Raw genomic sequence first — 25,665 nt, 5'->3', positions numbered from 1 at the left:
TCGGCCCGGATCACTCGGCCAGATGACCGATCCCGGTCAACAACTTGAGAGAAGACTCCGCGTCCGCCCCCGGTTCATGCTTGACCGGACTGCGCGAACGGACGGCGGCCGCGTATCTGGGGACAGAGCCCGGCGCCGGGACCGGATTCCGTGACTTGAGTGGTTGAGAGCTAGGGGAGTGCGGTGGCATGAGCGTTGAGCGGATTTCGATTGTCGGTATCGGTCTCCGATACCCGGACGCCGGTTCCCCGGAAGAGCTGTGGGAGAACGTCCTCGCCGGCCGCCGGGCGTTCCGGAGGCTGCCCGACGAGCGGATGAACCGCGAGGACTACTACTCGCCCGACCCCAAGGCACCGGACCGTTTCTACGCGCAGAAGGCCGCGGTCCTCCGCGACTACGAATTCGACCGGATCAAGTACAAGGTCGCGGGCAGCACGTTCCGCTCGACCGACACCACGCACTGGCTTGCCCTGGACGTCGCCGCGCAGGCGTTGGCCGACGCGGGCTTCCCCGAGGGCGAGGGGCTGCCGAAATCCGCCACTGGCGTGGTCATCGGCAACAGTCTCACCGGCGAGTTCTCCCGTGCCAACATCATGCGGCTGCGCTGGCCGTACGTGCGCCGCACGGTCGCGGCGGCACTCGCCGAGCGCGGCTGGGCCGACGGCGACACCGCCGAATTCCTCCACGATCTCGAGGCGCAGTACAAGGCACCTTTCCCGGAGATCGACGAGGACACGCTCGCGGGCGGGCTGGCGAACACGATCGCCGGCCGGGTCTGCAACTTCTTCGACTTCGGCGGCGGCGGGTTCACTGTGGACGGTGCCTGCTCGTCGTCGCTGCTTTCCGTGGTCACGGCGGCGAACGCGCTTTCGGAAGGCGACCTCGACGTCGCCATCGCCGGTGGTGTCGACTTGTCGATCGACCCGTTCGAGGTGATCGGGTTCGCCAAGACCGGCGCGCTCGCCAAACGCGAGATGAAGGTCTATGACGCCGATTCCAACGGATTCTGGCCCGGCGAGGGTTCCGGAATGCTCGTGCTGATGCGCGAAGAGGACGCGATCGCGCAGGGCAAGCGGATCTACGCCACCATCGGCGGCTGGGGTGTCTCGTCCGACGGCAAGGGCGGCATCACCCGCCCCGAGGCCTCGGGGCACCGCCTCGCGCTCAAGCGGGCGTACGACAAGGCGGGGTACGGCGTCGAGACCGTTTCCTACTTCGAGGGCCACGGCACCGGCACCGCGCTGGGCGACGCCACCGAGATCGAGGCGCTCTCCACCGCCCGCCGCGACGCCGATCCGCTCGCCGAGCGGGCCGCACTGAGCACGATCAAGGGCAATATCGGCCACACCAAGGCCGCGGCCGGGGTCGCCGGGCTGATTAAGGCGACCTTGGCGGTGTACCACCAGGTCATCCCGCCCGCGACCGGCCATTTCGAACCGCACGAATCGCTGGTCGGCGACTCCGCGCGGATGTACGTGCCCGCCGAGGCCGGGCTGTGGCCTTCGGACCAGCCGGTCCGCGCCGGTGTCTCCGCGATGGGGTTCGGCGGCATCAACTCGCACGTCACCGTCACCGAAGCGCCGGGCGCGGCCCGTCGCAAGGAGCTCGACGAGCGGACCAGGTCGCTGGTCGCCGGACGGCAGGACAGCGAACTGCTGCTCCTCGACGCCGAAGACGCCGCGTCGCTGCGCGGCCGGGTGACCGGTCTGCTGGAGATCGTGCCGAAGCTTTCCTTCGCCGAACTCGCGGACCTCGCGGGCACGCTTTCGGCCGAGCTGACCGGAAAGCCCGTCCGGGCGGCGATCGTCGCGGCCGGTCCGGACGACGCCGAGCGCAAACTGGCCAAACTCCTCGATCTTCTCGGTGAAGGGGAGCCCGAAGTCTTCTCCGCCAAGGAAGGCATCTTCGCCGGCTCCCGTTCCCAGTCCCCGAAGATCGGGTTCCTGTTCCCCGGCCAGGGTTCCGGGCAGGGCAGGGTCGGCGCGCTGCGCAAACGCTTCGCGCACGCCGACGACATCTACCGCGCCGCGAATCTGTCCACCGGCGCCGACCAGGTCGCCACCGACGTCGCCCAACCGCGTATCGTCACCGGTTCGCTGGCCGGGCTGCGGGTCCTGAAGAGCCTCGGCATCGAGGCGGGCACGGTCGCGGGCCACAGCCTCGGCGAGCTCACCGCCCTGCACTGGGGCGGCGCGCTCACCGAACGCGAAGTGCTCAAGCTGGCCAAGATCCGCGGCAGGGTGATGGCGACCGCCAGCGACGGGAACGGTGCCATGGCGGCGATCGCGGCCACGCCGAGTGTCGCCGAAGGGCTCGCCGAGGGCGAAGAGGTCGTCATCGCGGGCTACAACGCGCCCGAGCAGACCGTCCTTTCCGGACCGGCGGAGGCGATCGACCGCGTGGTCGCCCGTGCCCGCGCGGAAGGGGTCACCGCCGCCCGCATCAACGTCTCGCATGCCTTCCACTCGCCCGCGGTCGTCCCGGCCGCCGAGGCGATGACCGGGGAACTCGCCGCGATCGACTTCGCGCGGCTCGACCGGCCCGTCGTCTCCACGGTGACCGGTGACGTCCTGCACGCCGCCGAGGACCTGCGTGATTTGCTGCGCGACCAGGTGGTCCTGCCGGTCCGCTTCCGCGAGGCGGCCGCGAAGGTCGCCGAGCGCAGCGACCTGGTGATCGAGGTCGGCCCCGGCCGCGTGCTCACCGGTCTGCTGGGCACGATCGCGCCCGGCACCCCGGTGCTTTCGATCGACACCGACAGCCTGACGCTCGCCCCGGTGCTCAAGGTCGCCGGCGCCGCGTTCGCGTTCGGCGCGCCGCTGGAGACGTCCGCGCTGTTCGCCGGCCGCGTCGTGCGGCCCCTGCCCGTGGACGGCGAGTTCTCGTTCCTCGCCAGCCCGTGCGAGGCCGCGCCGTCGATCGGCGCCGTCCTGACCCGCGACCGCGTCGCCGAGCCCGCCGAGGCGGCCGCCGGAACGGCTTCGGAAAGCGGCGGCAGCAGCACCCTCGACCTGTTGCGCAAGCTCGCGTCCGAACGCGTCGAGCTGCCGCTCGAAGCGGTCACCGCCGACACGCATCCCCTCGACGATCTGCACCTTTCGTCGATCACGGTCGGCCAGCTGGTCAACGACGTGACCAGGGCGCTCGGCCGCCCGGCGCTGGAGGGCATGCCGAACTTCGCGACCGTGTGCCTCGGCGAACTCGCCGAGATGATCGACGAACTCGCGCAGACCGCCAAACCCGCCGACGGCAACCAGGCCGAGGTCGCCGGCGTCGGGCCGTGGGTGCGGCCGTTCGCGGTGGAGTACGTCGTCGCGCCGAAGCCGTCGCCCGATCTCGCCACCGGCATCTCCACCGCGGAGTGGACGGCGTTCGCCCCGGCCGGTCATCCGCTGGCGGAGCCGCTGCGCGCGGCATTGGCCACGGCGGGGGTCGGCGACGGCGTCCTCCTCTGCCTGAACGCCGACAGCGGCTCCGGCGACGTCGGCCTGTTCCTCGACGCGGGCCGTGCGGTGCTGGCCGCACCCAACGGCACGCGGTTCGTCGTGGTGCAGCACGGTCTCGGCGCCTCCGGGCTGGCGAAGACGCTCCGGCTGGAGGACCCGTCGGCCCGCACCACGATCGTCGACCTGGCCGACCTCAGCCCGGTCGATCCCGAAGCCCTCGACGCCGCGGTGTCCACTGTGGTCACCGAAGTGGCGGCGACGACCGACTTCAGCGAAGTCCGTTACGACTCTGCCGGAGTCCGCACGGTGCCGAAGCTCGCGGCGCTGACCCCGGCCGAGGCCGAGGGCACCCCGCTGGACACCGGCGACGTCCTGCTCGTCACGGGTGGCGGAAAGGGCATCACCGCCGAGAGCGCGTTGGCGCTGGCCAAGGATTCCGGCGCGAAACTGGCGCTGCTCGGCCGGAGCGACCCGGCCGACGACGCCGAACTGTCGGAGAACCTCGGCCGCATGGCGGCGGCGGGCCTCACCTACCGCTACGAACGTGCCGATGTCACCGACGCACGGCAGGTGGCCGACGCGATCGGCCGGGTGCAGGCCGAATTCGGCCCGGTCACCGCGGTACTGCACGGCGCGGGCCGCAACGAGCCCGCCGCGCTGTTCTCCTTGACCGACGAGAGCTTCCGCAAGACGTTGGCGCCCAAGATCGGCGGTCTGAACGCCGTCCTCGACGCCGTCGACAAGGACAAGATCAAGCTGCTGGTGACCTTCGGCAGCATCATCGGCCGGGCGGGCCTGCGCGGTGAGGCGCACTACGCCACGGCCAACGACTGGATGACCGAACTGACCGTGCGGTTCGGCCGGGAACACCCTGGGGCCAAGGCGATCGCGCTCGAATGGTCGGTCTGGTCCGGGACCGGGATGGGCGAAAAGCTCGGGGTGGTCAGCGCGTTGATGCGCGACGGCATCACGCCCATCCCGACCGAGGAGGGCATCGAGATCCTCCGTCAGGTCGTCGGCGACCCGGCAGCCCCGTCGGTACTGGTCGTCTGCGGCCGCACCGCCGGGCTGGCCACCCTGCCGGTGGAGAAGCGTGAACTGCCGCTGACCCGCTTCGTCGACCGCGCCGTCGTGCACTACCCGGGGGTCGAGCTGATCACCGAGGCCGACCTGTCCGCGGGCAGCGACCCGTATCTGGCCGACCACCTGCTCGACGGTCAGCTGCTGTTCCCGGCGGTGATCGGCATGGAGGCGATGACCCAGGTCGCCAAGGCCGCGCTGGCCGCGGAAACCCTGCCGGCGCCGGTGTTCTCCGACGTCGAGTTCCTGCGCCCGATCATCGTCTCGCCGGGCGGGTCGACCACGATCCGGCTCGCCGCGCTGGCCCGGGACGCCGAGACGGTGGACGTGGTGCTGCGCAGCGGGGAGACCGGCTTCAGCGCTGACCACTTCCGGGCCCGGCTGAGCTTCTCCCGGCCGGATCCACTCGGCGACACCGTCGCCCGCGACGTCGCGCTGCCGCCGGTTCCGGTGGACCCGACGACCGAGCTCTACGGCACGGTCCTGTTCCAGGGCAAGCGATTCCAGCGGGTCACCGGCTACCGGCGGGCCAGCGCGCGGCATGCGGTCGCGGAGATCGCGACCGGCGCCGAGGTCGACTGGTTCGCGCCGTTCCTCCCGCAGGAACAGCTCCTGGCCGACCCGGGCACCCGTGACGCGATGATGCACGCGATCCAGTGCTGTGTCCCGGACGCGACCCTGCTGCCGCAAGGAATCGAGCGGCTCTACCTCGCCGAACCCGGTGAGCAGCACCCGGAGTACGTGCTCCTCGACGCCCGCGAGCGTGCGCAGGACGGTGACAGTTACGTCTACGACCTCGACGTCCGCAACCCCGACGGCAAGCTGGTCGAGCGGTGGGAGGGGCTGAAGCTGCGCGCGGTGCGCAAACGCGACGGAGAGGGACCGTGGGTCCCGTCGATGCTCGGGTCCTATTTGGAGCGTTCCGTCGAACGGCTGCTCGGCTCGTCCCGCGCGATCGTCGTCGAACCGGATCCGGTGGGCGTTTCGGTGGAGACCACGCCGGAGCGGCGGGCACAGACGGCACTGGCCGCCGGCCGCGCCGTCGACGCGCCGCTGGAGATCCGCTACCGCCCGGACGGGAAACCGGAGGCCGACGGGGTCGAGGTGAGCGCGTCGCACAGCGCCGAGCTCACCCTGGCGATCGCGGGCGACGGCCGGATCGCGTGCGACGTCGAAACGGCGATCGAACGCACGCCGGAGGACTGGGCGGGCCTGCTCGGCGAGGATCTGCTCGCGGTGGGCGAACTGCTGGCCGCGGACGCCCGCGAGCCGCTTTCGGTGGCGCACACCAGGGTCTGGAGCGCGCTCGAATGCGTGCGCAAGACCGGGGACATGACGCAGGCGCTCACCGTGCACCGGGTCGATCCGGACGGCTGGGCGGTGCTTTCGCACGGCGCCGCCCGTATCGCCACCTGGGTGACGACCGTCAACGACCGGACCGATCCCGTGGTCTTCGCGGTGCTCCAGGGAGAGGAGAGCTGACATGGCCGACTACTACGAGATCCTCCACACGGTCGGATTCGAAGAGACCAACCTGGTGGGCAACGTCTACTACGTGAACTACGTGCGCTGGCAGGGCCGGTGCCGCGAGATGTTCCTGAAGGAGAAGGCGCCCGCGGTGCTCGAAGAGGTCCGCCACGACCTCAAGCTGTTCACGCTCAAGGTGGACTGCGAGTTCTACGCGGAGATCACCGCGTTCGACGAGCTGTCCATCCGGCTGCGGCTGGAAGAGCTGACCCAGACCCAGATCCAGTTCACCTTCGACTACGTCCACCTCACCGCGGAAGGCGAGCGGCTGGTGGCGCGCGGACGGCAGCGGATCGCGTGCATGCGCGGCCCGAACACGGCCACGGTGCCCAGCCGGGTGCCCGAACAGCTGCGTGAGGCGCTGGCCCCGTACACGGTCGACGGCAAGGGGGAATGACGTGGGCACGCTGGAGGAACCGTCGCGGCCGGTGCTGAAACGGCTGCCGACGCCCGTCGCCCGGCGCCGGTTGTCCGCGCAGGCGGGCCTGCGGGAGGTGATGGGCCAGTTCGCCACCGGGGTCACCGTGCTGACCGCCGGCGGCGAACGGGCACACGGGATGACCGCCAACGCCGTCACCTCCGTGTCGCTGGAGCCGCCGATGGTGCTGTGCTGCGTTTCCCGCGCGGCCCGGATGCACGAGGCGATCGTGACGGCGGGCTCGTACGCGGTCACGGTGTTGGCGTCGGACCAGAAGGATCTGGCGAAGTACTTCGCGGACTGGCGTCGCCCGGCCGGGATCGCCCAGTTCGACTCGGTGGACTGGACGGCCGGACCGCAGACCGGCGCCCCGCTGCTCGACGGCGCGCTGGCGTGGCTGGAATGCGAGCTGGCGGAGGTCTACGAAGGCGGTGACCACTCGATCTTCCTCGGCAAGGTGGTCGCCTCCAGCCGCGGCACCGCGCAGGACTCGCTCGTCTTCTACAGCGGCGGCTACCACCAGATCGACGGCCGCATCCGGGCATCGGCCTGACAGGAGAGGAAATGTCATGACCACCAACGAATCCGCCACGCCCGCCCCGGCGCCCGTCGCCGAACGGCCGCCGGTGGTGACCACGATGCCCCGCCTCGGACGGGGGGTGTGCTGGCGCGACATCGTGCGCGAGATCGAACTCGACGAGCTCGAGCGCGAGGCCCGTATGAGGGAGGCGGCGTGACCCTGCAGGGCGATCCGGGCGCCCAGCGCACGGAGGATTCCGAGGTGGTGCCGCTGCCGGAAGACCGGCTGCGGCGCTCCCGGATCCCGAGGCCGACCGACGGGCGGGTGATCCCGCTCGCCCGCGGTGCCGAGCCGGTGCATCCACCGGAACCGACGATGCCGTTGCTGCGTACCCAGCGCGACGAACTGCGCGAGCACATCGTCGACGGACGGCTCGACGGCGTCCGCCGTCAGCACTCGCTCGGCAAGCACACCGCGCGCGAACGGCTGGATCTGTTGCTGGACCCCGATTCCTTCACCGAGGTCGAGTTGTACCGGCGGCATCAGGCGAGCGGGCTCGGGCTGGCGGAGAACCGGCCGTACACCGACGGCGTCATCGCGGGCTCGGGCACCATCGACGGACGGCGCGTGTTCGTCTACGCGCAGGACTTCACCGTTTTCGGCGGTTCGCTCGGCGAGGCGCACGCGGCCAAGATCCAGAAGGTGATGGATCTGGCGATCGCCACCGGCTCGCCGCTGATCGGGCTCAACGACAGCGGGGGAGCGCGGATCCAGGAAGGGGTCATGGCGCTCAACGGCTACGGCGGCATCTTCCGCCGCCAGGTCGAGGCGTCCGGCGTCATCCCGCAGATCAGCGTGGTGCTGGGGCCGTGCGCGGGCGGGGCGGCGTATTCGCCCGCGCTCGCGGATTTCGTCTTCATGGTGCGCGACACCGCCCGCATGTACCTGACCGGGCCGGACGTCGTCGAAACCGTGACCGGGGAACGGGTCAGTCACGACGAACTGGGCGGCGCGGACGTGCACGGCGCGTCGTCCGGGGTGGCGACCGTGGTGCACGACGACGAGGAGAGCTGCCTCGCCGACGTCCGGTACCTGGTGTCGCTGCTTCCGTCGAACTACCTGGACCCCGCGCCTCGCGAGCCGTCGCAGGACGCGGGCAAGGACCGGCGGCCGCGGTTCGCCGAACTCGTCCCGGTGGAGCCGAACAAGCCCTACGACATGCGTGACGTGTTCTCGGAACTGGCCGACGACGGCGAATTCTTCGAGCTGCACGAGCGGTGGGCGCAGAACGTGTTGTGCGCGCTCGCGCGGGTCGACGGGCGTGTGGTCGGCCTGGTCGGCAACCAGCCGGTGGTGTTCGCCGGCGTGCTCGACGGCCCGGCGTCGCAGAAGGCGGCGCGATTCGTGCGGTTCTGCGACGCGTTCAGCATCCCGCTGGTGACCCTCGTGGACGTTCCGGGCTTCCTGCCGGGTGTCGAACAGGAGCATTCCGGGATCATCCGGCACGGGGCGCAACTGCTGCACGCGTACTGTGAGGCGACCGTGCCGCGTGTGCAGGTGATCCTGCGCAAGGCCTACGGCGGCGCGTACATCGTGATGGACTCGCGGTCCATCGGGACCGACCTCTCGCTGGCGTGGCCGACCAACCAGATCGCCGTGATGGGCGCCGAGGGCGCGGTGAACGTGTTGTTCCGCAAGGATCTCGCCGTCGCACCCGATCCGGACGCGTTGCGCGCGCACCTGGTCGCCGAGTACACCGAGGAGTTCATGAACCCCCAGTATTCGGCGGAACGCGGTTTGGTCGACGACATCATCGACCCGGCGGACACCCGGTCCGCCGTCGCCAGAGCGCTGGAGATGCTGCAGGACAAGCGAAAGGCGGCGCCTCAGCGCAAGCACGGCAACCACCCGATCTGAACGGGGGAACCATGTCACCGTCCGGAATGGACAGTGCGCCGGTCTTCCGGGTCCTGCGGGGGGACCCGGAAGACGCCGAACTCGCGGCGCTCGTCGCCGTCTTCACCGCGCTGGCTTCGGCCGCGCCCCCGCCCGCGGCGCCGGCCCGGTCGGCCTGGTCGCCGCTCGTCGCGCCGACCTGGCGCACCTCCGCGCTGCGCTGAGCCGCGCGCGTTCCGTACTGGTCGTGAGTGGCGTTTCGGGTTAGAACCCGAAACGCCACTCACGACCAGCTGTACCGAACGCCCGCCTTTCGCGGCGTGTCCTTACGCGAGCCGGCGCGCGGCCTCGGTCTCCCGCCGCGGCGGATACGTACTGTGGCCGGTGTGCACGGCGACGTAAAGGATCCCGCCGTCGACCACCGTCTCCAGCTCCGTTCGCTCCCAGGGCTCGAACGCGCCCCCGCAGGCCGCGCAGGTCCGTTGCCGCTCCGCCGCGCTCATTGCCGGTCCCGCTGCTCGGGGACCGAGGGGTCGGGCCACGACAGGCCGAGCAGGTCGACGTCGAGCTCGTCCTCGGCATAGATCTCATACGGGTCGAGACGTTCGGTCATGGCGTGCTCCTTGGGTTTCGGGGTACCACAAGGGCACTACCGGCACCCGGTCACCGGCGACTTTTCCTTTGCGCATCGCGCGCGCCCGGCATCCTCGATCGCGTCACGACCGGCTCCCGATCGGACGGGGTCATCCTTGGTTGTCAAGTGAGTCGTTCATCGAAGGCCGGGAGGAACGCCATGACGGCACAGGTGCGAATTTGGGTCGTGACCGATGATCTCGACCCGCGCGGGGCCGTCGAGGCCGACGCGACGGCGTTCGTCCCGGAGCCGAGGCAGGCCGCCGAAAACGATTTCCCGGCCGAGCACATCGTCCTCGGCTACAACTAGCCCACCCCCGTACGACAGCACGGACGAAGAAGACCGCCGGGTATCGCGCGCGCGAGAATGAAGATCGCCCGCGAACCGGCCAGACCACGAGGAGGCCTTCGGATGGCTATGCGCCTCCAGCTCACGTCGGGTTTGCAGGTGCTGGAAGAATGGGCGATCAATGCTCCGCAGGCTGACCGCAATGTCATCTACGAAGCGCTTTTCGCGGTGGCCGACGGATCCGCGTTCCTCATTTACGACATTTTCGGAGATGGCCGCGATCCGCATCAGTTCATCATTCTGGTGAAACACGACCTCGTCATCAGGATAGGACTCAAACGGACCGATTCCTCGTTCGAGATCGTCTACATCGGCGCGCTGGAGCACGGGACACCCGCCGCGGCATGGGCCGACGACGTCGACGGCTCCTGAGCCGGTACCGCTGAACGGCCCAGTCCGCGCCCCGGTACCGGCAGCCTTTCGTACCAGTGGATCATGTGTTCCTCACCTTGACATCGTCCAGTTCGGCGTGAAATTCTGCGAGTGTTTGCGGATGGGGAAATTCTGCCGGTCTGGAATTGCGGTCGTCGAGGTCTGGAGGCATGAAAGATGTCATCTCCTGAATTCCCTGGATTGGATGTTTCCACACGGGTGCGCGCACGTGACATCCAGATGGCCGGGGTCGCCGACGTCCGCCGGAGGGTGCTGATGATCTCCGGCGCCATCGACACCACCGAGCACGACATCTCGGTCAGCGTCAATCTCCCCGAACCCGGCCGCTGGCAGGTGATCAAATCCGAGACCAACCTGACCGACAAGACCTGGGTCGCGATGCAGGTCGTCACCGACGAGGACTCGACCTTCGTCAACGACGCCGACACCCTCGTGCTTTCCCGCCAGTTCTCGAAATCCTTCATGACACCGGATCAGCGCCGTCTCACCTTCTACGACGGTGAGGTCCGGCCCGGCGAAGCCGTGCTGAAGGTGTACTCGCTCGACGCCGGCGGGCGGAAGCCGACCTACTCCTATTCCCGCTACAGCCCGATCGCCACCGACACCGCCGAGCAGTCGCAGCAGACACTGGACGAACTGATCAGCAACGGGATGAAGCAGCGCCCCGTGATCGAGCTGATCGTCCCGGTGACCGTGATCGGCTGAGCACGCCGGTGATCACCTTCGTCCCGGAACCGCATCTGCTCGAATCGCCGCGCGGGCGGGAGTGGCCGGTCGTCCCCGGTTCCCGTGCGGCGATCACCCCCGAGCCGCCGTCCGCCGCCGACGTCGTGATCGTCGGGGCGGGTCCGGCCGGGCTCGCCGTCGCTTCCGCCCTGTGGCACCACGGCGTTCGCGACCTCGTCCTCGTCGACCGCGACGGCCGTCCCTGCGGCCGGTTCTTCGACCGCGTCGACCTGCTCGGCCAGCGCGTGCTGCGGTCGCCGTACGAACACCACCCCGGCGTCGAGGGCTACCGCGACTGCGAACTGCTGGACTTCGCGCGGCTGCACTGGTCGGTGCTGACCCCGGTGGAGCGCCGGGAGATCCGCATGGCGCAGGCCGGACATCGCTCGGTCGTCCCGGTCGACGTCTTCGAGGCCTATTGCCGTCATCTGGCCGCGAGCCATCACGTCACCGAACGGACCTGGCGCGGCTCGGTGCGCGAGGTGCTGCCGACCTCCGACGCGGTCACCGTGCGCGCGGACCGGTTCTCCGTCACCGCGCGCCACGTCGTGCTCTGCCTCGGCGAGGAGCGCCGGTCCGCCCCGGACACCTGGTGGGGCGGCGGCCATCCGCCGCGCGGCGTGACCTATTGGGACGAACCCGTTCCCGGCGGCGGGAAACGGCTCGCCGTCGTCGGCGCGGGACTCACCGCCGCACATCTGATCTCCAACGGCCTCGCCCAAGGGCGCGAGGTGCACTGGGTGGTCCGCGAAGCGGGCGAACGCTATCAGTGCGCCGACGTCAACTCGTCGTTCTTCCGTCCCGAAGGCCGTGCTCGCTTCGACGGAGTGAGCTGGTCCGAAAGACTCGAACTGATGGGCCGGTTCCGGCGCGCGTCGATCATGTTCGAGTTCCGGCCGATGCTCGAGGCCGCCGAAGCCGAGGGACGGCTGATCGTGCATCGGGGCAAGGCGATCACGAAGGTGACCCCGGGCGTCGGGCTCCACCTCGAAGACGGTTCGCGGGTTTCCGTGGACCATGTCGTCCTTGCGCTCGGGACCACGCCGTCGATCGGCGACGGCCTGATGCCCGACGAGGCCGTGCTCGATCGCGGCGGCTGGCCGAGGCTGGACGAACGCACCTTCGCCTACACCGGCGCGCCCAGGGTCTTCGCCGTCGGCGCGGCCGCGGGGATGGCGCTGGGCCCGGCCGCCCGCAACATCGACGGCCATCGGGTCGCCACCGCCCGGGTCGCGGCGGCGGTCGCCGGGAACCTGCGCCGGGACACCCCGCTGAGGATGGCCACAAAGGACGTCGCCCGTGTCTGAAGCCTACGACTCCCGGTTCACCCTGCCGTCGATCGACGACGCGCCCTCGACCGAGTCCGGGGTGATCCTGCTGGGCCTGGACGCCGAACGCCTGCTCGCCGGGGTCGGGCTGGCCCGGCTCGCCGACGAACCCGCGCTGGTGGCGCTCGCCGTGGACCAGGCCCGGCACGAGGCGCTCGACCTCGGCCTCGGCGCGCTCGTCGAGGCGGGAATCCTTCGCTGGCGCGCGGTCCGCCCGTTGATCGAAGCAGGTCCGGAGACGACGGCGGCGGGCTCCCTGCGCCGAGAATGGGAACACGCCACCGCGCGGGTCACCGCCACGGTGACCGGGCTGGGGCCGGCATCGGTGGCGTGCCTCGCGGCCTGCTGGCTGCGTCGCGACGACGTCGACGTGTTCGCCGAGCACCGGCGGGCGCCGGAAAACGGGAGCGATACACAGGATGTCCTATCTCGGGTCTTTGCCGACTGACACCACACTGCTGCAGGTCTTCCAGAAGTTCCCCGCGCCCGCGGCGAAACTGCTGGACCTCCACGAACTGCTCATGCGGGCGCCGTCGGCGTTCGGCGCGGGGGAGCGGGAGCTGATCGCGGCCTACGTCTCCGGTGTCAACGATTGCGGGTACTGCCACGGGGTCCACACCGTCACCGCGGAGGCTTTCGGTGTGCCGGAAGGACTTCTGGCGGCCGCACTGGCCGATCTCGACTCCTCGCCCGTGGACGACCGGATGAAGCCCGTGCTGGCCTACGTGGGCAAGCTGACGCGCACTCCGTCACGGATGACCGACGCGGACGCCGAAGCGGTGTACGCGGCGGGCTGGGACGAGACCGCGCTGCATGACGCCGTCCTCGTCTGCGCTTTGTTCAACTTCATGAACCGGATGGTCGAGGGGCTCGGGATCCGCGCCGACGCCGCCTACGCGAAGATCTCGGGCGTGCGGTTGAAGGAAGGCGGCTACGCCGGCCTCGCGAGGCTGCTCGAAGAGGCTTCCCGCTGACTGCTCCATTCGAGTGCGGGTAAGCGTGTGATGACCACGAGCGGTCACCCTGCCGCGCTGAGATCGGCCCGCCACTTTCCGTCGTCGAGAACGATGCCGATTACGCCGTTCGGTGCCCATGATCGCGGAAACGGAGCAGGCGAAAGACATCTTCCGGCGTAGGTGAAAAGCACATGCCCGCGATGATGCATGGCACTGGCCGCGTACCCACCCTGAGCAGCACGATTTCCTCATCGAAGGAACACCACCGAACAGCCTGGGAGCCATCGATGATGAACACCGCGACCGACAACGTCCGCTCGCTCTTCGCCGTCCGGGGGATCGACACCGGGTTCGCCGGGGACCAGGTCGAGCTCGTGATCGACCGCTTCGACCATTGGACCAACCAGCACCGCGGTGAAGCATTCAGCTGTTTCACCGGCGCCTGTTGCACCGCCCCGCCGCTGGCCGAAGCGAGCTGAGAAGCACCCCTCCGGCCGTCACTCGCACCCCGAAGGCGAGTGGCGGCCGGTTTCGTGTGCGGGCCACCTGCCGCCACGTCGACGGAAAGTAGCCGACCGACTGCGGATTCCGTCGAGGGGTGACTCTTTCGCCTCACCGCCCCCGCGCTGGGCCTGGTCGACTCACCACCCGAACGGTGGAACGCGTTCCGTGCGGGCGTGTTTATGTTGGGGCCATGGGGGTGTGCGTGAGGGGACGGCGCCATGGTGATCAGGGTTCTCGTGGCCGAAGACATGCACATCGTCAGAGGGGCGCTCGTGGCGCTCCTACGGCTGGAACCGGATATCGAAGTGGTTTCCGAAGTGGCGTCGGGTGACGAGATCCTTCCCGCCGCACGGGTTTCCCGCACCCAGGTCGCGATCATCGACATCGACCTCCCCGGCAAGGACGGGCTCACCGCGGCCACCGAACTCCACGAGCAGCTCCCCGAGGTCCGGACCCTGATCCTGACCAGTCTGGGCAGGCCCGGCACGCTCCGCCGGGCGCTGGCGGCCAAAGTGAGCGGCTTCCTGCTGAAGGACGCCCCCGCGGAGAAACTCGCCAACGCCGTGCGCGGGGTGGCCGCCGGACGGCGGATGGTCGACGGCGATCTGGCCCTCGCCGCCTGGGACACCGTGGAATGCCCGCTGACCCCGCGGGAGATCGATGTCCTGCGGCTGACCGCCGAAGGCCGCGACACCCTGGAGGTGGCGGCGAAAGCCTTTCTCTCCACCGGAACCGTCCGCAACTACCTGACCACGATCGTGTCGAAGCTCAACGCGCGCAACCGGGTCGACGCGATCCGCATCGCCAAGGAATCCGGCTGGATCTAAACGGGCACCACGGCACGCAGCCGGAACCGCCCGTCGGGCTCCACCCCGGCGGTCAGCTCCCCGCCCAGCCCGGCGACGCGGTCGGACATGTTCGTGATGCCGCTGCCCGGGGCCTCCACCCGCACCGGCTGCTCCGGCTTCGGCGGCCGTCCGTTCACCACGCCGTCGTTGACGATGTCGAGCGCGACGCCGTCGCCCGTCCGCCGCACGGCGATCTCGCAGCGTTCGACCTTGCTGTGCCGCAACACGTTCGTCACGCCTTCGCGCAGCACCACGGCCAGAACGGTGCGCACCGTCGTCGGCAGATCCTCGTGCTCGATCTCCAGCCGCACCTGGACGTCGGCGGCCACCAGGACCGCCTGCGCCGACCGCGACTCCTGATCCAGCGACAGTTCGCGGTAGCCGCTCGCCACCGACCGGACGTCGCTCAGCGCCTGCCGGGTCAGCCCGAGGATCTCCAGCAGTTCGTCGGAGGCGCGATCGGTGTCGATGTCCATGATCCGGCTGGTCAGCTCGCTCTTCAGCGCGATCGCCGACAGGCTCATTCCCAGCAGGTCGTGCAGGTCGCGGGCGAACCGCAGCCGCTCCTCCGCGACCGCGACCTCGGCGAGGCGTTTCCTGGTCTCGCCCAGTTCGGTCACCAGCCGGATCAGCCAGATCAGACCGAACACCATCAGCCCGGTGTTCAGGATGGACGCGAAGGTGTAGAAGCCGCCGAGGAAGTCGGTGCCGTAGGAGATCCGGATCAGCACCACCCCGGCGGCGGTCACGGCGAACGCCGTCCACCCGGCCAGCGGCGGCAGCACCAGCAACGCGGTGCCGGCGAACAGGCTCGGCAGGCTCACCCACGCGCTCCCGAGCGGGATGAGCGGCAGGAAGATCAGGCACGCCTGCACGAACAGCAGCGCGTAGCTCTGCCGCGAGCGCAGCCGGACGTTCGGGCGGGCGAAGTAGGACAGCTGCAGCGTGGTCAGCGCGGTGAGGTAGCCGGCGATGAGCGCGAGGGACCAGCCGTCGTCGGTCAGCATGAACGCGCGGGCCATCGCGGAGAGGCTGAAGACGATGAAGACCACCGTCATCGTCCATTGGACGTTCCTGGCGTCGATCCGGGACCAGTGCCCGGACCCCTCGGCCAGCGCCGTCTCGGTGGGCTCGGCCTGTTCGGGCACCGGGAGTTCGGCGTGCAGCCGCCACCGGCCCGCCGCGTCGGGACCCGCGCTCAGCTTCCCGCCGTGCCCGGCGACCTCCTCGGTCACCTCGCGCAGGCTCTCGGCCGTCTCCTCGGGGACGTCCTCATGCGCCGTCCCGTCGTGGACGATCTCCAGCGCCACCCGGCCGCCGTGCTCGCGCACGGTGATCTCGCAGTGCTCGACGCCGGTGTAGCGGAGCACGTTCGTGACACCCTCGCGGAGCACCTTCGCCAGCAGGGTGCGCAGCTTCACCGGGAGTTCGACCTGCTCGAGGTCGACCCGCACCGCGACGTTCGACGCCGAGAGCAGAGACACCGCGGTCCGTGACTCCTTGTCGAGCGACAGCTCCCGGTAGCCCCTGGCCACCGACCGCACGTCGGACAGCGTCCGCTGGGCGATCCCGGTGATCTCGGCGAGCTCCTCACGGGCCCTGGCCAGCGACTTCCGCAGCAGGCGGTGCACCAGTTCGCCCTTGAGCGCGATCGCGGACAGGCTGAGGCCGAGCAGGTCGTGCAGGTCCCTGGCGAAGGCCAGCCGCTGTTCGGCCACGGCCCGTCTCGCCAGCTCGGTCCTGGCCTGGTGCAGTTCGGTGACCAGCCGCGCGAGCCAGGTCAGCAGGTACACGACCAGGGCGTAGAAGACCGCGGTGACGCTGTCGAACACCGCGCCGAGCCAGGTCTCGTCGTAGGTCCACAGGATCCAGATCGTGCCCGCCATGAACACGGTGAACACCGTCCAGCCCGTCCGCGGCCGGAACAGCAGCAGCGCGCTGCCCGCCGCGAGGGTGGTCAGCGAGCTCAGCGCGGCGTCGAAGTGCAAGGTCGGCAGGAACGCCAGGCACGCCTGCACCCCCAGCATGGCCTTCGCGAGCTTCGTGTCGAGCCGGACCGCGGGACGGCTGAAGTACAGCAGCTGGATCGCCAGCACGGGCCCGACGTACAGCACGGCCAGCAGGCCCTGCCAGAAGTCCACCCCCGGCCGGAACAGGACCGCGAGGAGCCCGAACAGGCAGGAGTTGACGAAGACGACGGTGATGATCAGCCCGGCGAGGAACAGTGCCCGCCGCGGGCGCCGGTCGACCCCGGCGGTACCCAGAGGTTCGGCGGTCACGGCGAGCTGTTCCGGCACGGGCACCCCTGTGGTAACAGAAGACGTACTGATCCTTGTCGTGCTGCCCCCTTGCGACGGCCGAGGCCGTCGCACGACCTCCATCGCGGTGTGATTCGGATCCTAACCCATCTTCGTTACCCCGGTTCCCGCTTCCGCGGCCGCGGGGAGGATGATCAAGGAGGCGTTTTCCGTCCCGGGACAGGGAAAATCCCCGTGGTCACCCGCGCGGGTGTGGGACGTTCGGACCACACCGGGGATCGCGGAACTCGCCACGATGGAAGACGTGGGTTCCACTTTGTACGCCACGCGGGGCGGGCGGGCACCGGTGGCCCTAAGCTCTGCGCATGGCCAGGTATTTCGACGTACACCCGGAGAATCCGCAACGACGCGCGATCGGACAGGTCGTCGACATCCTGCGCGAGGACGGACTCATCGCGTATCCGACGGACTCCTGTTTCGCCCTCGGCTGCCAGCTGGGGAACAAACAGGGCATCGACCGCATCCGGAGCATCCGCAAACTCGACGACCGCCACCATTTCACCCTGGTGTGCCAGGACTTCGCCCAGCTGGGCCAGTTCGTGCACGTGGACAACGCGGTCTTCCGCGCGGTCAAGGCGTCCACACCGGGCAGTTACACGTTCATCCTCCCGGCCACCAAGGAGGTTCCGCGCCGTCTGCTGCACGCCAAGAAGAAGACGGTCGGCGTGCGCATCCCGGACCACGTGGTCACCCAGGCCCTGCTCGGCGAACTCGGCGAGCCGCTGCTTTCGAGCACGTTGCTGCTGCCCGACCAGGAGGAGCCGATGACCCAGGGCTGGGACATCAAGGAACATCTGGAGCACGTGGTGGACGCGGTGATCGATTCCGGCGACTGCGGGGTCGAGCCCACCACGGTCATCGATTTCTCGTCGGGCGAGCCGGAGATCGTGCGCCGGGGCGCGGGCGACACCTCGCGCTTCGAATGACGCGTGGGACCGGCGTCCCGGTCCCACGCGCCCGCGGTTCAGTGCGTGACGAGCCCTTCGGCCTTCGACGGCGCCGAGGGGATGTGGAACAGCCGCGTGAACAGCTCCAGCATCGCCGGCTCGCCCTTGATGGCCACGGCGCCGCAGGTGAGCGCGCTCGCGGCGGCCATCTCGCCGTTCAGCAGCTTCAGCACGACCGGGCCGCGCGGCTCGATGACGAGGTCGGGGTTCGGGTGCGGGCCCTCCCCGGCCGTCATGGCGCCGTCCTCGATCACCGCGTGCACGATCATCTGATCGCCGTAGTGGAGTTCGAACGCGCAGTCGATGCCACGGGCCGCGTCGGGCTGGAACGTCGTGTACAGCGACAGGATGGCCGCGTCGAGGGTGAACAGGTCGTCGGCGGCCGGGTCGGTGAGCGACCGGGCGCCCCACAGGCCCAGCTGCAGCAGGATCTGGTCGAGGTCGTTGCCGTATTCGGTCAGCTCGTAGACCACCCCGGCGTCGAGCTGCGAGAGCACCCGGCGCTGCACGACCCCGTGCCGTTCGAGTTCGTTGAGCCGGGTCGACAGGATGCTCGTCGGGATCTTCGGCAGGCCGTGCTGGAGCTCGTCGAAACGTTTCGGCCCGAGCACGAGGTCGCGGATCACGAGCAGGGACCAGCGTTCCCCGATGATCTCGAGCGCGCGGGCGAGGCCGCAGAACTGGCCATAGGTGCGAGCGGTCATGCTTGACTCCTCAGTTTCCTTGATCTGGTGGTGGCGGGTGGTGCTCGTTCAGCGGACCGGATGTCCCTCGGACAGCAGTTCGCGATGCAGCTCTCGCAGTTCGGCGCAGGGTGTCACCCCCAGTTCGTCCTCGAGCCTGGATCGCAGCCACTCGTAGGACGCCAGCGCGTCGCTGCGCCGTCCGCTGAGCCCCAGCGCGCGGATCAGGTGGCCGTGCAGGGTTTCGTCGAACGGGTCGGCGGTGGTCAGCGAGCGCAGCACGCCGAGCATCTCCCGGTGCCTGCCCGCCCGGATCTCGGCCTCGATCCACAGGTCGCGGGCGTTGCGCCGATGCTCCAGCAGATAGACGGTGTAGGCGGCCAAGGTCGGTCCACAGTGGATGTTCGCCAGCGGGGGACCGGACCACAGGTCCAGCGCGGTACGGAACGCGTGCGCGGCCGCCGCGTTGTCGCCCGCGGCCAAGAGGTCGCGGCCGAGCCGGTGGAGCCGCTGGAACTCCGACACGTCGACCACGCCCGCGTCGATCTCGAGCCGGTAGCCGGGCGAGCTGGTGACCAGCAGGCCGCCGCTGCCGCCGGGGTCGAGGTGACGGCGGAGGTGGTGGACGTAGGTGTGCAGGGTCCGGCGGACACTGCGCGGGGGCGCGTCGTTCCACAGTTCGTGGACGAGGGAGTCGACGTGGACCGTCTTTCCGGGACGGATGAGCAGCATCGCGAGCAGTTGCAGGAGTTTCGGCGTGCTCGGCGCGCGGTCGGCGCCGCCGATGTGCAGCTCGACCGGCCCCAGTACCCTGGCCGTGTCACCCGGTCCGATGGTCATCGCGTGCATCCCTGCCCCTCCGGCGGAGTCCCCCTCGATGACGGTGACAGAGGCGGAACCTTCGGAACAGTGCCGGAAACACCCGGCTGGCCGTGATTTCTTCGTTGCGCGGTATGCGATCGTCACGACCTGGCGCGATGAACCGGTTGTGGCAAAAGAGAAGACGCCGAACGGATCAGAGCCAGTCGGAATCGGTGGCGATACGGATGGCGTCCACCCTGTTGCGGGCGTTGAGTTTCGTGACCACGGTGGCGAGATAGTTCCGCACGGTCCCCGGCGACAGGAACAGCTCCGCCGCGATGTCGGCGACCGTGCGCCCGTTCGCGGCGAGCCGGAGGATCTCAGCTTCCCGCGGTGTCAGCGGGCAGTCTTCCGTTTCCCAGGCGGACAACGCGAGTTCGCTGTCGATCACCCGGCGGCCGATGGCGACCGAACGGACGGCGTTGGCGAGTTTGTCGGCCGGCGCGTCCTTGAGCAGGAAGCCGTTGACCTTCGCGTCGAGCGCGCGGCGCACGGTGCCCGGACGGCCGAGCGAGGTGAGGATCAGCGTGCGCACGCTCGGAAGTTGCTGGCAGAGCTCGGAAGCGGCCGCGAGCCCGTCCTTGGCCGGTAGATCGATGTCGATGATCGCGACGTCCGGGAGATACTCCGCGGCCATCGGGAGGATCTTGTCGCCGGAGCAGACCTCGGCGACGACCTCGATGTCCTGTTCGAGGTTCAGCAGGGCGACCAAGGCGCCACGGACCATGTGCATATCCTCGGCCAATAGGACTCGGATCACTCCGACCTCCTCTTCCCCAGAAACGCGCTAACTCTCAGTGTACATAGCAAACCCGGAAGAGTGAATCGGAATCGCACGATCCAAGGTTGCGCTTTTCCTCGCGACCTGCCCGCCATGATCAATGTGCCGGTGAGCTGCGACGATGCTCCGGCTTCGAGGGTGCTGAAACTGCGAGCGATCGATTACCGACCGTCAGGTCAGAAGAAGGTAAAATTGCCACCTCGAGTGGTTTTCTTTCTTCGCCGAGTACGTTCCATTCCGGTGAATCAGTCCGGCGAACGGGTGAATTCCCGCCTTTCCGAAGGTGGCGATGGACTGTTCGGCGGTACCGGCGCCGACCTCGATCGGACGTCGATCGCGGCATGGTCTCCTCGGCACGAGCCGGTTCGCGCGAAGCCGCCACTATCCACAAAGGACGTATGATGAGCTCATTGCTGGGTGCCCTGCGCAAGGTCATGTTCGCGCCTTCGCTGGCTTCGGTCGGCTTCGAGGGGCGAGGCTTCGGAGTGCCGAGGACGCCGTCGACCGCGCGGCTGGAGTCGATCCCGCAGGCGGTGGTGTGCGGCTTCGAGTGGGGGATCGACGCCCCCGCGCTGTGGGAGGCCGAACGGCGGCTGGACATGGTCGAGCCGGAGATGCGCGGGTTCGCCTACGAAGGCGCGGCGATGGCGTTCACCATCCTCGACGTCATGCCCGGCGGCCGGAAGGACCGCACGGCCGAACTGATGAGCGGCCCCGGACTCCCGCACGTGTTCCTGACCTACATCGGCATCGGGTTCGCGATGGCCCGGCTGCCCCGGCCGCTGTGGAAGAAGGTGCTGCCGGATCTGGACGGCGTGCCGTTCCATCCGACGATGAGCTGGCTGGCCGTCGACGGGTACGCCTTCGACCGCGCCTACTTCGACACCCGCAAGTGGGTCGACGAGCAGTTCGTCCCCCAGCCGTACCCGTGGGCGGGCGCCCCCGAGTACTTCCCGCGCGCCTGCGACCAGGGCATCGGGCGGGCGCTGTGGTTCATCAACGGCGGGGATCCGGTGAAGGTCGCCGCGGCGGTGGACCGCTTCCCGGCCGGCCGCCGTCCGGACCTGTGGAGCGGGGTCGGGCTGGCCTCGACCTTCGCGGGCGGCTGTGACCGGGCCGGGCTGGTGAGGCTCCGCGAGGCGGCGGGGGAGCACCAGGACCAGCTCGGGCTCGGCGTCGTCTTCGCGGTGAAGGCGAGGACGTTCTCCTCGTTCGTCCCGCCGCACACCCGCCGCGCCGCCCGTGCGCTCGCCGGGCTGAGCATCGAGGAGGCCGTCGAGCTGGCCGACTCGACCGAGGTCACCGAGGACGCCGCGGACGGGACGCCCGCCTACGAGCTGTGGCGGCGGAACATCCGGGAGGGGCTGGCCCCTGCGGCGGGCCGGCTGTCCGCCTGAGGGTCCGCAGATGTCAGGAAAGGGGCGTTCAAGACGTTTTCCGTCCTGAACGCCCCTTTCCTGACATCCGGGGTGAGGATCAGGCCGCGCGCTGGAACGGCTCCGGCCGGTGCCGCAGGTCGGGCAGCGCCAGCAGGACCGGCGGGTCGAACAGGCGTTTGGGGCGCATCCGCAGGTCCGCGAGCCGCGCGGTGACACCCGGCTCGACGGTGATCGGACCGTGGTGCCCGGTGTACCCGGTGCCGCGGCGCGTGAGCGGGCCGGTCACACAGTGCGCGACGAGGTGCCAGTCGCCTTCCGGGACCTCGGTCAGCTGATAGGGGCCGGGGGCGTCGATGACCGTGTAGCGCACGGGCGCGCCCTCGGGGATCCGCGTCGGGAAGAGACCGACGAAGACGAGGCCGGGCGAGATCTCCGGCGGCGCCGACACGAAACCGCGGACGATCGCCCGCTTCGGGCCGGGACGGGGCTCGCCGGCCAGGCGGCGCTGGAAGCCGCCCTGCCGCCGGTACGCGGACGGGGACAGGCCGACGCGGCTGCTGAACCGCGTGCTGAAGGTGCCGACGCTGTTGTAGCCCACGCGGTGGCTGATGTCGGCGACCGTGATCGAGGTGGTCAGCAGCAGGCGCTTGGCCTCGTCGAGCCGCAGCGCGGACAGGAACCGGCCGGGCGAGACCCCGGTGGCCTGCTGGAACACCCTGGTGAAATGGAATTTGCTGAAGGTCGCGGCGCGGGCGATGTCGTCGATAGTGAGCTCTTCGCCCAGTTTCTCGTTCATGGCCCCAATGGCTCGCTCCACGGCTCGCCGGACAGTCTCATCCATTGTGCCGTCCTTTCGCTCGAGGATTTCTGGCATGCTTTGCGGTTTCCGACAGTAGTGTTCGCCACGGCTTCTCCTGAAGTGCTTGATTCACCGCCGGATATGGATTCATGTGTGCGCCGGCGTGAAAATTTCACGGGGTGGGCGAGCATGCGAAAACCATGCCCCGCCGGTGGTGCGCGCACTGGATCCCGGTGGCCGGTGGCCGCAGAATTCCTGGTAGCGCATTCACGCCGGAACCTCCCCGGCCGTGTTGGCGCGGTCCGAAGAACGTATTCCCGCGGCAACACAGAACCGGCCCTTGACCGCGTCCCCCGCGGCGGTCAAGGGCCGGTTTCCATTTCGCGGAACGAGTGTGTGAGGATAGTATCGTCGGCTCGTGGGGCGAGACGCAGGCGAAAGGCAGATGGGGTCGATGATCAAGGTCCTGGTGGCCGAGGACATGCACATTGTCCGGGGGGCCCTGGTCGCGCTGCTCGGTTTGGAACCCGACATCGAAGTCGTCGCCGAATGCGCCAGTGGCGACGAGATCCTCCCACTCGCCCAGTCCGCGCGCCCCGACATCGCGCTGATCGACATCGACCTGCCGGGCAAGGACGGCCTCACCGCCGCCGCCGAACTGCACGAGCAGCTGCCCGCCGTGCGCACCCTGATCCTCACCTCGCTCGGCAGCCCCGGCACCCTGCGGCGGGCACTGGCCGCGAAGGTCAACGGTTTCCTGCGCAAGGACGCGCCCGCCGACCGGCTCGCCAACGCGGTCCGCGGGGTCGCCGCCGGACGGCGCGTCGTCGACGGCGACCTGGCGCTCGCCGCCTGGGACAGCGAGGAATGCCCGCTCACCGCCCGCGAGATCGAGGTGCTCCGGCTGGCGTCGGTCGGCTCCGACCCGACCGAGATCGCCGCAGAGTTGTTCCTGTCCGCCGGTACCGTGCGGAACTACCTGACGACGATCGTTTCCAAGCTCAGCGCCCGCAACCGGGTCGACGCCGTGCGGATCGCCCGCGAGTCCGGCTGGCTCTGACGCCTGCTCGACTACCGGGCCGGGACGTTCATCGTCGCGTGGGCGAGATCCGCGGCGAACTCGCCCGGAGAAGCCGCTTCCGCGAACAACCGGCGTTGCCGGGCCGCGCCGGTCCCGTGTTCGAACAGTGAGTCCAGCCCCCGGTCGACGTCGTCCGCGTCGCCCGCGGCCACGAGCGCCGGCCGGATGAACTCGACGAGTTCGCCGAGCAACTCGCGCTGATCGGCCTCTCGGCCGGTGAAGACGTCGATACCCGGCCCGTCGAGACCGCGACGCGCGGCAGCCGTCAAGGCGGCGTCGATCCGGGCACCGCGGACCCGCGGCGGTCTCGCCGTCCCGGCGCAGGTCACGACGAGCCCGCGCACCAGGGCCGCGAGGAGCACCGCGTCGTCGACGGCCAGGCAGACGTCGGCGATCCGCACCTCGACCGTGGGATGCCGCGGGGAAAGACGCGCGTAGAAGTACACGCCCGCCGCGTCGAGGGCGGCGCCGCGACGCAAGGCCTCCCGGATGCTCCGGTCGTACGCGGCCGCGCCGGTCCACTCGTCGGGCGGTTTCGCCGTCGGCCAGCGGTCCCAGATCGGGAACCGCTTGCTCGACCAGCCGGAATCGGCGCCGTTCTGCACCGGGGAGTTGGCGCTGAGGGCGAGCAACGGGGCGAGCCACGGCCGCAGCCCGGCGAGGACGCGGGCGCCGAGATCCCGTGACGGCAGACCGACGTGCACATGACAGGCGCACGTCCCGGCCTCGCCGATCAGTTCCGGGAACGCCTGCGCCATCCGCCGGTACCGCGGCTCGGGCGTGAGCGTGTCTCCCCGCAGGTCACCGGGCGGGATCCCCGCCGCCACCATCAGGCAGCCTTCGGCCTCCGCGGCCGTCGCGACGAGGTGCCGCAGCCGCGTCAGTTCCGAGCGCACCTCGTCCAGGCCGCGGCAGACACCCGTCGCGGTCTCGATCTGGAACCGCATCAGCTCACCGGTGACGTCCGGCCCGGGGGCGAGGCTTTCGAGAAGCTCGGGCGCGCGCAACGCGACCGAGCCGTCCATCGGGTCGAGCAGGACGAACTCTTCTTCCACCCCGAGGGTGTAGTTCATGCCGTCGACGGCCATGGTTCCCCGTTCGTGGGTTTTCGCCGGTGAAGTTCTGAATCTGCCCCTTTCCGCGCGGTGAGGAAAGGGCCGGTGTGCTGAACTTCGTTGCGGCGAAAGTGTTTCGTGGCCTCACTGACGGTCTAGTCTCGGTTCATGATCGATCTGTACCCGCCGGCCGAGCCCTACGACAAGGGACTGCTCGATGTAGGTGACGGCAATGTCCTCTATTGGGAAACCTGCGGGAACCCCGCCGGGAAGCCCGCGGTCATGCTGCACGGCGGGCCCGGGCAGGGCTGTACGCCGGGCATGCGGCGGATGTTCGACCCGGCCCGTTACCGCGCGGTGCTGTTCGATCAGCGCGGCTGCGGGCGCAGCACCCCGCACGCGAGCGACCCGGCGACCGACATGCGGCACAACACGACGGACCACCTCGTCACCGACATGGAACGTCTGCGCGAACACCTGGGGATCGAACGCTGGCTCGTCACCGGAGGTTCCTGGGGCACGACACTCGCGCTCGCCTACGCCGAACGATTCCCGGAGCGGGTCACCGAGATCGTCGTCAGCGCCATCAGCACGACACGTCCGTCCGAGATCAACTGGCTGTATCACGGCGCCCGCCGGTTCTTTCCCGAGGAATGGGCCCGATTCCGCGGTGATCTCTCCGGTGATCTGGTCGCCGCCTACTCACGGCTCATGGAAGATCCCGACCCGCGGGTCCGGATCGAGGCCGCCCGTTCCTGGTGCCGCTGGGAGGATACGGTGCTGTCACTGGAACCCGGTGCGACCGTCCATAATGGACCGATCGGTGAATGGGAACTCGCGTTCGCGCGCATCGTCACGCACTACTACTCCCACGCCGGCTGGCTCGAACCCGGCGCGCTGATCCGCGACGCGGGCCTGCTGCGGGACATTCCCGGCGTGCTGATCCACGGACGCCGGGACCTGAGCTGCCCGGTGGACACGGCCTGGGAACTCGCCCGCGCCTGGCCCGGCGCGGAGTTGCTGATCGACGACGATTCAGGACACCGTTCGAGTGACGTGAAGCGGGCCTGGAAGCTCGCAGCGCTGGACCGGTTCGCTGGTTCTTAGGTGGCCGCAATTAGTCGACTAACTGCGGCC

General features: G+C 69.5%; 25 protein-coding genes. 18 read left to right on the top strand and 7 right to left on the bottom strand.

Features of this window, described 5'->3' with window-relative positions:
- The first annotated feature begins 188 nt into the window (after window positions 1–188).
- The 6 genes from ED92_RS39595 to ED92_RS39575 all read left to right on the top strand — a co-directional run bounded on the left by ED92_RS39595 (window position 189) and on the right by ED92_RS39575 (window position 9,111).
- Window positions 189–6,008 carry a type I polyketide synthase gene (locus ED92_RS39595; RefSeq protein ID WP_037347786.1) on the top strand — a complete coding sequence of 1,940 codons (5,820 nt, stop codon included), beginning with the start codon at window positions 189–191 and terminating at the stop codon, window positions 6,006–6,008.
- A gap of 1 nt (window position 6,009) precedes the next feature.
- Window positions 6,010–6,450: a thioesterase family protein gene (locus ED92_RS39590; protein ID WP_037347784.1), complete on the top strand. Its 441-nt coding sequence runs from the start codon at window positions 6,010–6,012 to the stop codon at window positions 6,448–6,450.
- Between the two features lies 1 nt (window position 6,451).
- A complete protein-coding gene (locus ED92_RS39585; RefSeq protein ID WP_037347782.1) occupies window positions 6,452–7,024 on the top strand; it encodes a flavin reductase family protein in 573 nt (190 codons plus the stop codon).
- A gap of 16 nt (window positions 7,025–7,040) precedes the next feature.
- The gene (locus ED92_RS43115; RefSeq protein WP_162836920.1) at window positions 7,041–7,208 is read left to right on the top strand and encodes a DUF6222 family protein; all 168 of its coding nucleotides are present in this window, start codon (window positions 7,041–7,043) and stop codon (window positions 7,206–7,208) included.
- A gap of 158 nt (window positions 7,209–7,366) precedes the next feature.
- The gene (locus tag ED92_RS39580) at window positions 7,367–8,908 is read left to right on the top strand and encodes an acyl-CoA carboxylase subunit beta (protein ID WP_369797493.1); all 1,542 of its coding nucleotides are present in this window, start codon (window positions 7,367–7,369) and stop codon (window positions 8,906–8,908) included.
- An 11-nt stretch (window positions 8,909–8,919) separates the two neighbouring features.
- Window positions 8,920–9,111, top strand: coding sequence for an acyl-CoA carboxylase subunit epsilon (locus ED92_RS39575; protein ID WP_037347777.1), 192 nt, complete (start codon window positions 8,920–8,922; stop codon window positions 9,109–9,111).
- 102 nt (window positions 9,112–9,213) lie between these two features.
- Here the strand turns inward: ED92_RS39575 and ED92_RS43110 are convergent, their stop codons facing one another.
- The gene (locus ED92_RS43110) at window positions 9,214–9,390 is read right to left on the bottom strand and encodes a hypothetical protein (protein ID WP_162836919.1); all 177 of its coding nucleotides are present in this window, start codon (window positions 9,388–9,390) and stop codon (window positions 9,214–9,216) included.
- 317 nt (window positions 9,391–9,707) lie between these two features.
- On the opposite strand from ED92_RS43110, the gene ED92_RS43735 reads away from it, so the two are divergent.
- From ED92_RS43735 to ED92_RS39540, 8 genes are all read left to right on the top strand, one after another.
- Entirely contained in the window at window positions 9,708–9,830 is a 123-nt protein-coding gene (locus ED92_RS43735) for a hypothetical protein (RefSeq protein WP_255355418.1), read from the top strand.
- A gap of 102 nt (window positions 9,831–9,932) precedes the next feature.
- Window positions 9,933–10,241, top strand: coding sequence for a DUF6235 family protein (locus ED92_RS39570; protein WP_016332236.1), 309 nt, complete (start codon window positions 9,933–9,935; stop codon window positions 10,239–10,241).
- A gap of 240 nt (window positions 10,242–10,481) precedes the next feature.
- Window positions 10,482–10,967: a DUF6423 family protein gene (locus ED92_RS39565; RefSeq protein WP_016332237.1), complete on the top strand. Its 486-nt coding sequence runs from the start codon at window positions 10,482–10,484 to the stop codon at window positions 10,965–10,967.
- Between the two features lie 8 nt (window positions 10,968–10,975).
- Window positions 10,976–12,295 (top strand): FAD-dependent oxidoreductase, encoded by a 1,320-nt coding sequence (locus ED92_RS39560; protein ID WP_037347775.1) that lies wholly within the window; start codon window positions 10,976–10,978, stop codon window positions 12,293–12,295.
- Window positions 12,288–12,764: a DUF6187 family protein gene (locus ED92_RS39555; RefSeq protein ID WP_037347773.1), complete on the top strand. Its 477-nt coding sequence runs from the start codon at window positions 12,288–12,290 to the stop codon at window positions 12,762–12,764. Before ED92_RS39560 ends, ED92_RS39555 begins: the two co-directional genes overlap by 8 nt.
- Window positions 12,736–13,290 (top strand): carboxymuconolactone decarboxylase family protein, encoded by a 555-nt coding sequence (locus tag ED92_RS39550; RefSeq protein ID WP_037347771.1) that lies wholly within the window; start codon window positions 12,736–12,738, stop codon window positions 13,288–13,290. Before ED92_RS39555 ends, ED92_RS39550 begins: the two co-directional genes overlap by 29 nt.
- A 269-nt stretch (window positions 13,291–13,559) precedes the next feature.
- The gene (locus ED92_RS39545; protein ID WP_037347770.1) at window positions 13,560–13,751 is read left to right on the top strand and encodes a hypothetical protein; all 192 of its coding nucleotides are present in this window, start codon (window positions 13,560–13,562) and stop codon (window positions 13,749–13,751) included.
- 243 nt (window positions 13,752–13,994) lie between these two features.
- Window positions 13,995–14,603 carry a DNA-binding response regulator gene (locus ED92_RS39540; protein ID WP_081976077.1) on the top strand — a complete coding sequence of 203 codons (609 nt, stop codon included), beginning with the start codon at window positions 13,995–13,997 and terminating at the stop codon, window positions 14,601–14,603.
- Here the strand turns inward: ED92_RS39540 and ED92_RS39535 are convergent.
- On the bottom strand, window positions 14,600–16,921 hold the full coding sequence (locus ED92_RS39535; protein ID WP_081976076.1) for a sensor histidine kinase: 2,322 nt from the start codon (window positions 16,919–16,921) through the stop codon (window positions 14,600–14,602). The two genes, ED92_RS39540 and ED92_RS39535, sit on opposite strands and share 4 nt — an antisense overlap.
- Window positions 16,922–17,247: 326 nt before the next feature.
- On the opposite strand from ED92_RS39535, the gene ED92_RS39530 reads away from it, so the two are divergent.
- Entirely contained in the window at window positions 17,248–17,868 is a 621-nt protein-coding gene (locus ED92_RS39530) for an L-threonylcarbamoyladenylate synthase (RefSeq protein WP_005154159.1), read from the top strand.
- Between the two features lie 38 nt (window positions 17,869–17,906).
- On the opposite strand, the gene ED92_RS39525 is transcribed toward ED92_RS39530, so the two are convergent.
- The 3 genes from ED92_RS39525 to ED92_RS39515 form a co-directional block, all read right to left on the bottom strand.
- Window positions 17,907–18,593 carry a helix-turn-helix domain-containing protein gene (locus ED92_RS39525; RefSeq protein WP_037347762.1) on the bottom strand — a complete coding sequence of 229 codons (687 nt, stop codon included), beginning with the start codon at window positions 18,591–18,593 and terminating at the stop codon, window positions 17,907–17,909.
- Window positions 18,594–18,641: 48 nt separating this feature from the next.
- Window positions 18,642–19,421: an AfsR/SARP family transcriptional regulator gene (locus ED92_RS39520; protein WP_037347761.1), complete on the bottom strand. Its 780-nt coding sequence runs from the start codon at window positions 19,419–19,421 to the stop codon at window positions 18,642–18,644.
- 166 nt (window positions 19,422–19,587) lie between these two features.
- Window positions 19,588–20,193: a DNA-binding response regulator gene (locus tag ED92_RS39515; protein WP_037347757.1), complete on the bottom strand. Its 606-nt coding sequence runs from the start codon at window positions 20,191–20,193 to the stop codon at window positions 19,588–19,590.
- A gap of 422 nt (window positions 20,194–20,615) precedes the next feature.
- Between ED92_RS39515 and ED92_RS39510 the strand changes: the two genes are divergently transcribed.
- On the top strand, window positions 20,616–21,611 hold the full coding sequence (locus ED92_RS39510; RefSeq protein WP_037347756.1) for a DUF1702 family protein: 996 nt from the start codon (window positions 20,616–20,618) through the stop codon (window positions 21,609–21,611).
- A gap of 79 nt (window positions 21,612–21,690) precedes the next feature.
- Here the strand turns inward: ED92_RS39510 and ED92_RS39505 are convergent, their stop codons facing one another.
- Window positions 21,691–22,389, bottom strand: coding sequence for an AraC family transcriptional regulator (locus ED92_RS39505; RefSeq protein WP_016332248.1), 699 nt, complete (start codon window positions 22,387–22,389; stop codon window positions 21,691–21,693).
- Between the two features lie 457 nt (window positions 22,390–22,846).
- On the opposite strand from ED92_RS39505, the gene ED92_RS39500 reads away from it, so the two are divergent.
- Window positions 22,847–23,452: a DNA-binding response regulator gene (locus tag ED92_RS39500; RefSeq protein WP_037347878.1), complete on the top strand. Its 606-nt coding sequence runs from the start codon at window positions 22,847–22,849 to the stop codon at window positions 23,450–23,452.
- Window positions 23,453–23,463: 11 nt separating this feature from the next.
- On the opposite strand, the gene ED92_RS39495 is transcribed toward ED92_RS39500, so the two are convergent.
- A complete protein-coding gene (locus tag ED92_RS39495; protein WP_037347754.1) occupies window positions 23,464–24,561 on the bottom strand; it encodes a glutamate--cysteine ligase in 1,098 nt (365 codons plus the stop codon).
- A gap of 135 nt (window positions 24,562–24,696) precedes the next feature.
- Here ED92_RS39495 and pip point away from each other — a divergent pair, with 135 nt between their 5' ends.
- Entirely contained in the window at window positions 24,697–25,635 is a 939-nt protein-coding gene (pip, locus tag ED92_RS39490; RefSeq protein ID WP_037347751.1) for a prolyl aminopeptidase, read from the top strand.
- The last annotated feature ends 30 nt before the right edge of the window (window positions 25,636–25,665 follow it).

The organism is Amycolatopsis sp. MJM2582 (genome assembly GCF_000754115.1).
Lineage (GTDB): Bacteria > Actinomycetota > Actinomycetes > Mycobacteriales > Pseudonocardiaceae > Amycolatopsis > Amycolatopsis japonica.
This window is presented reverse-complemented; position numbering and strand designations above follow the sequence as displayed.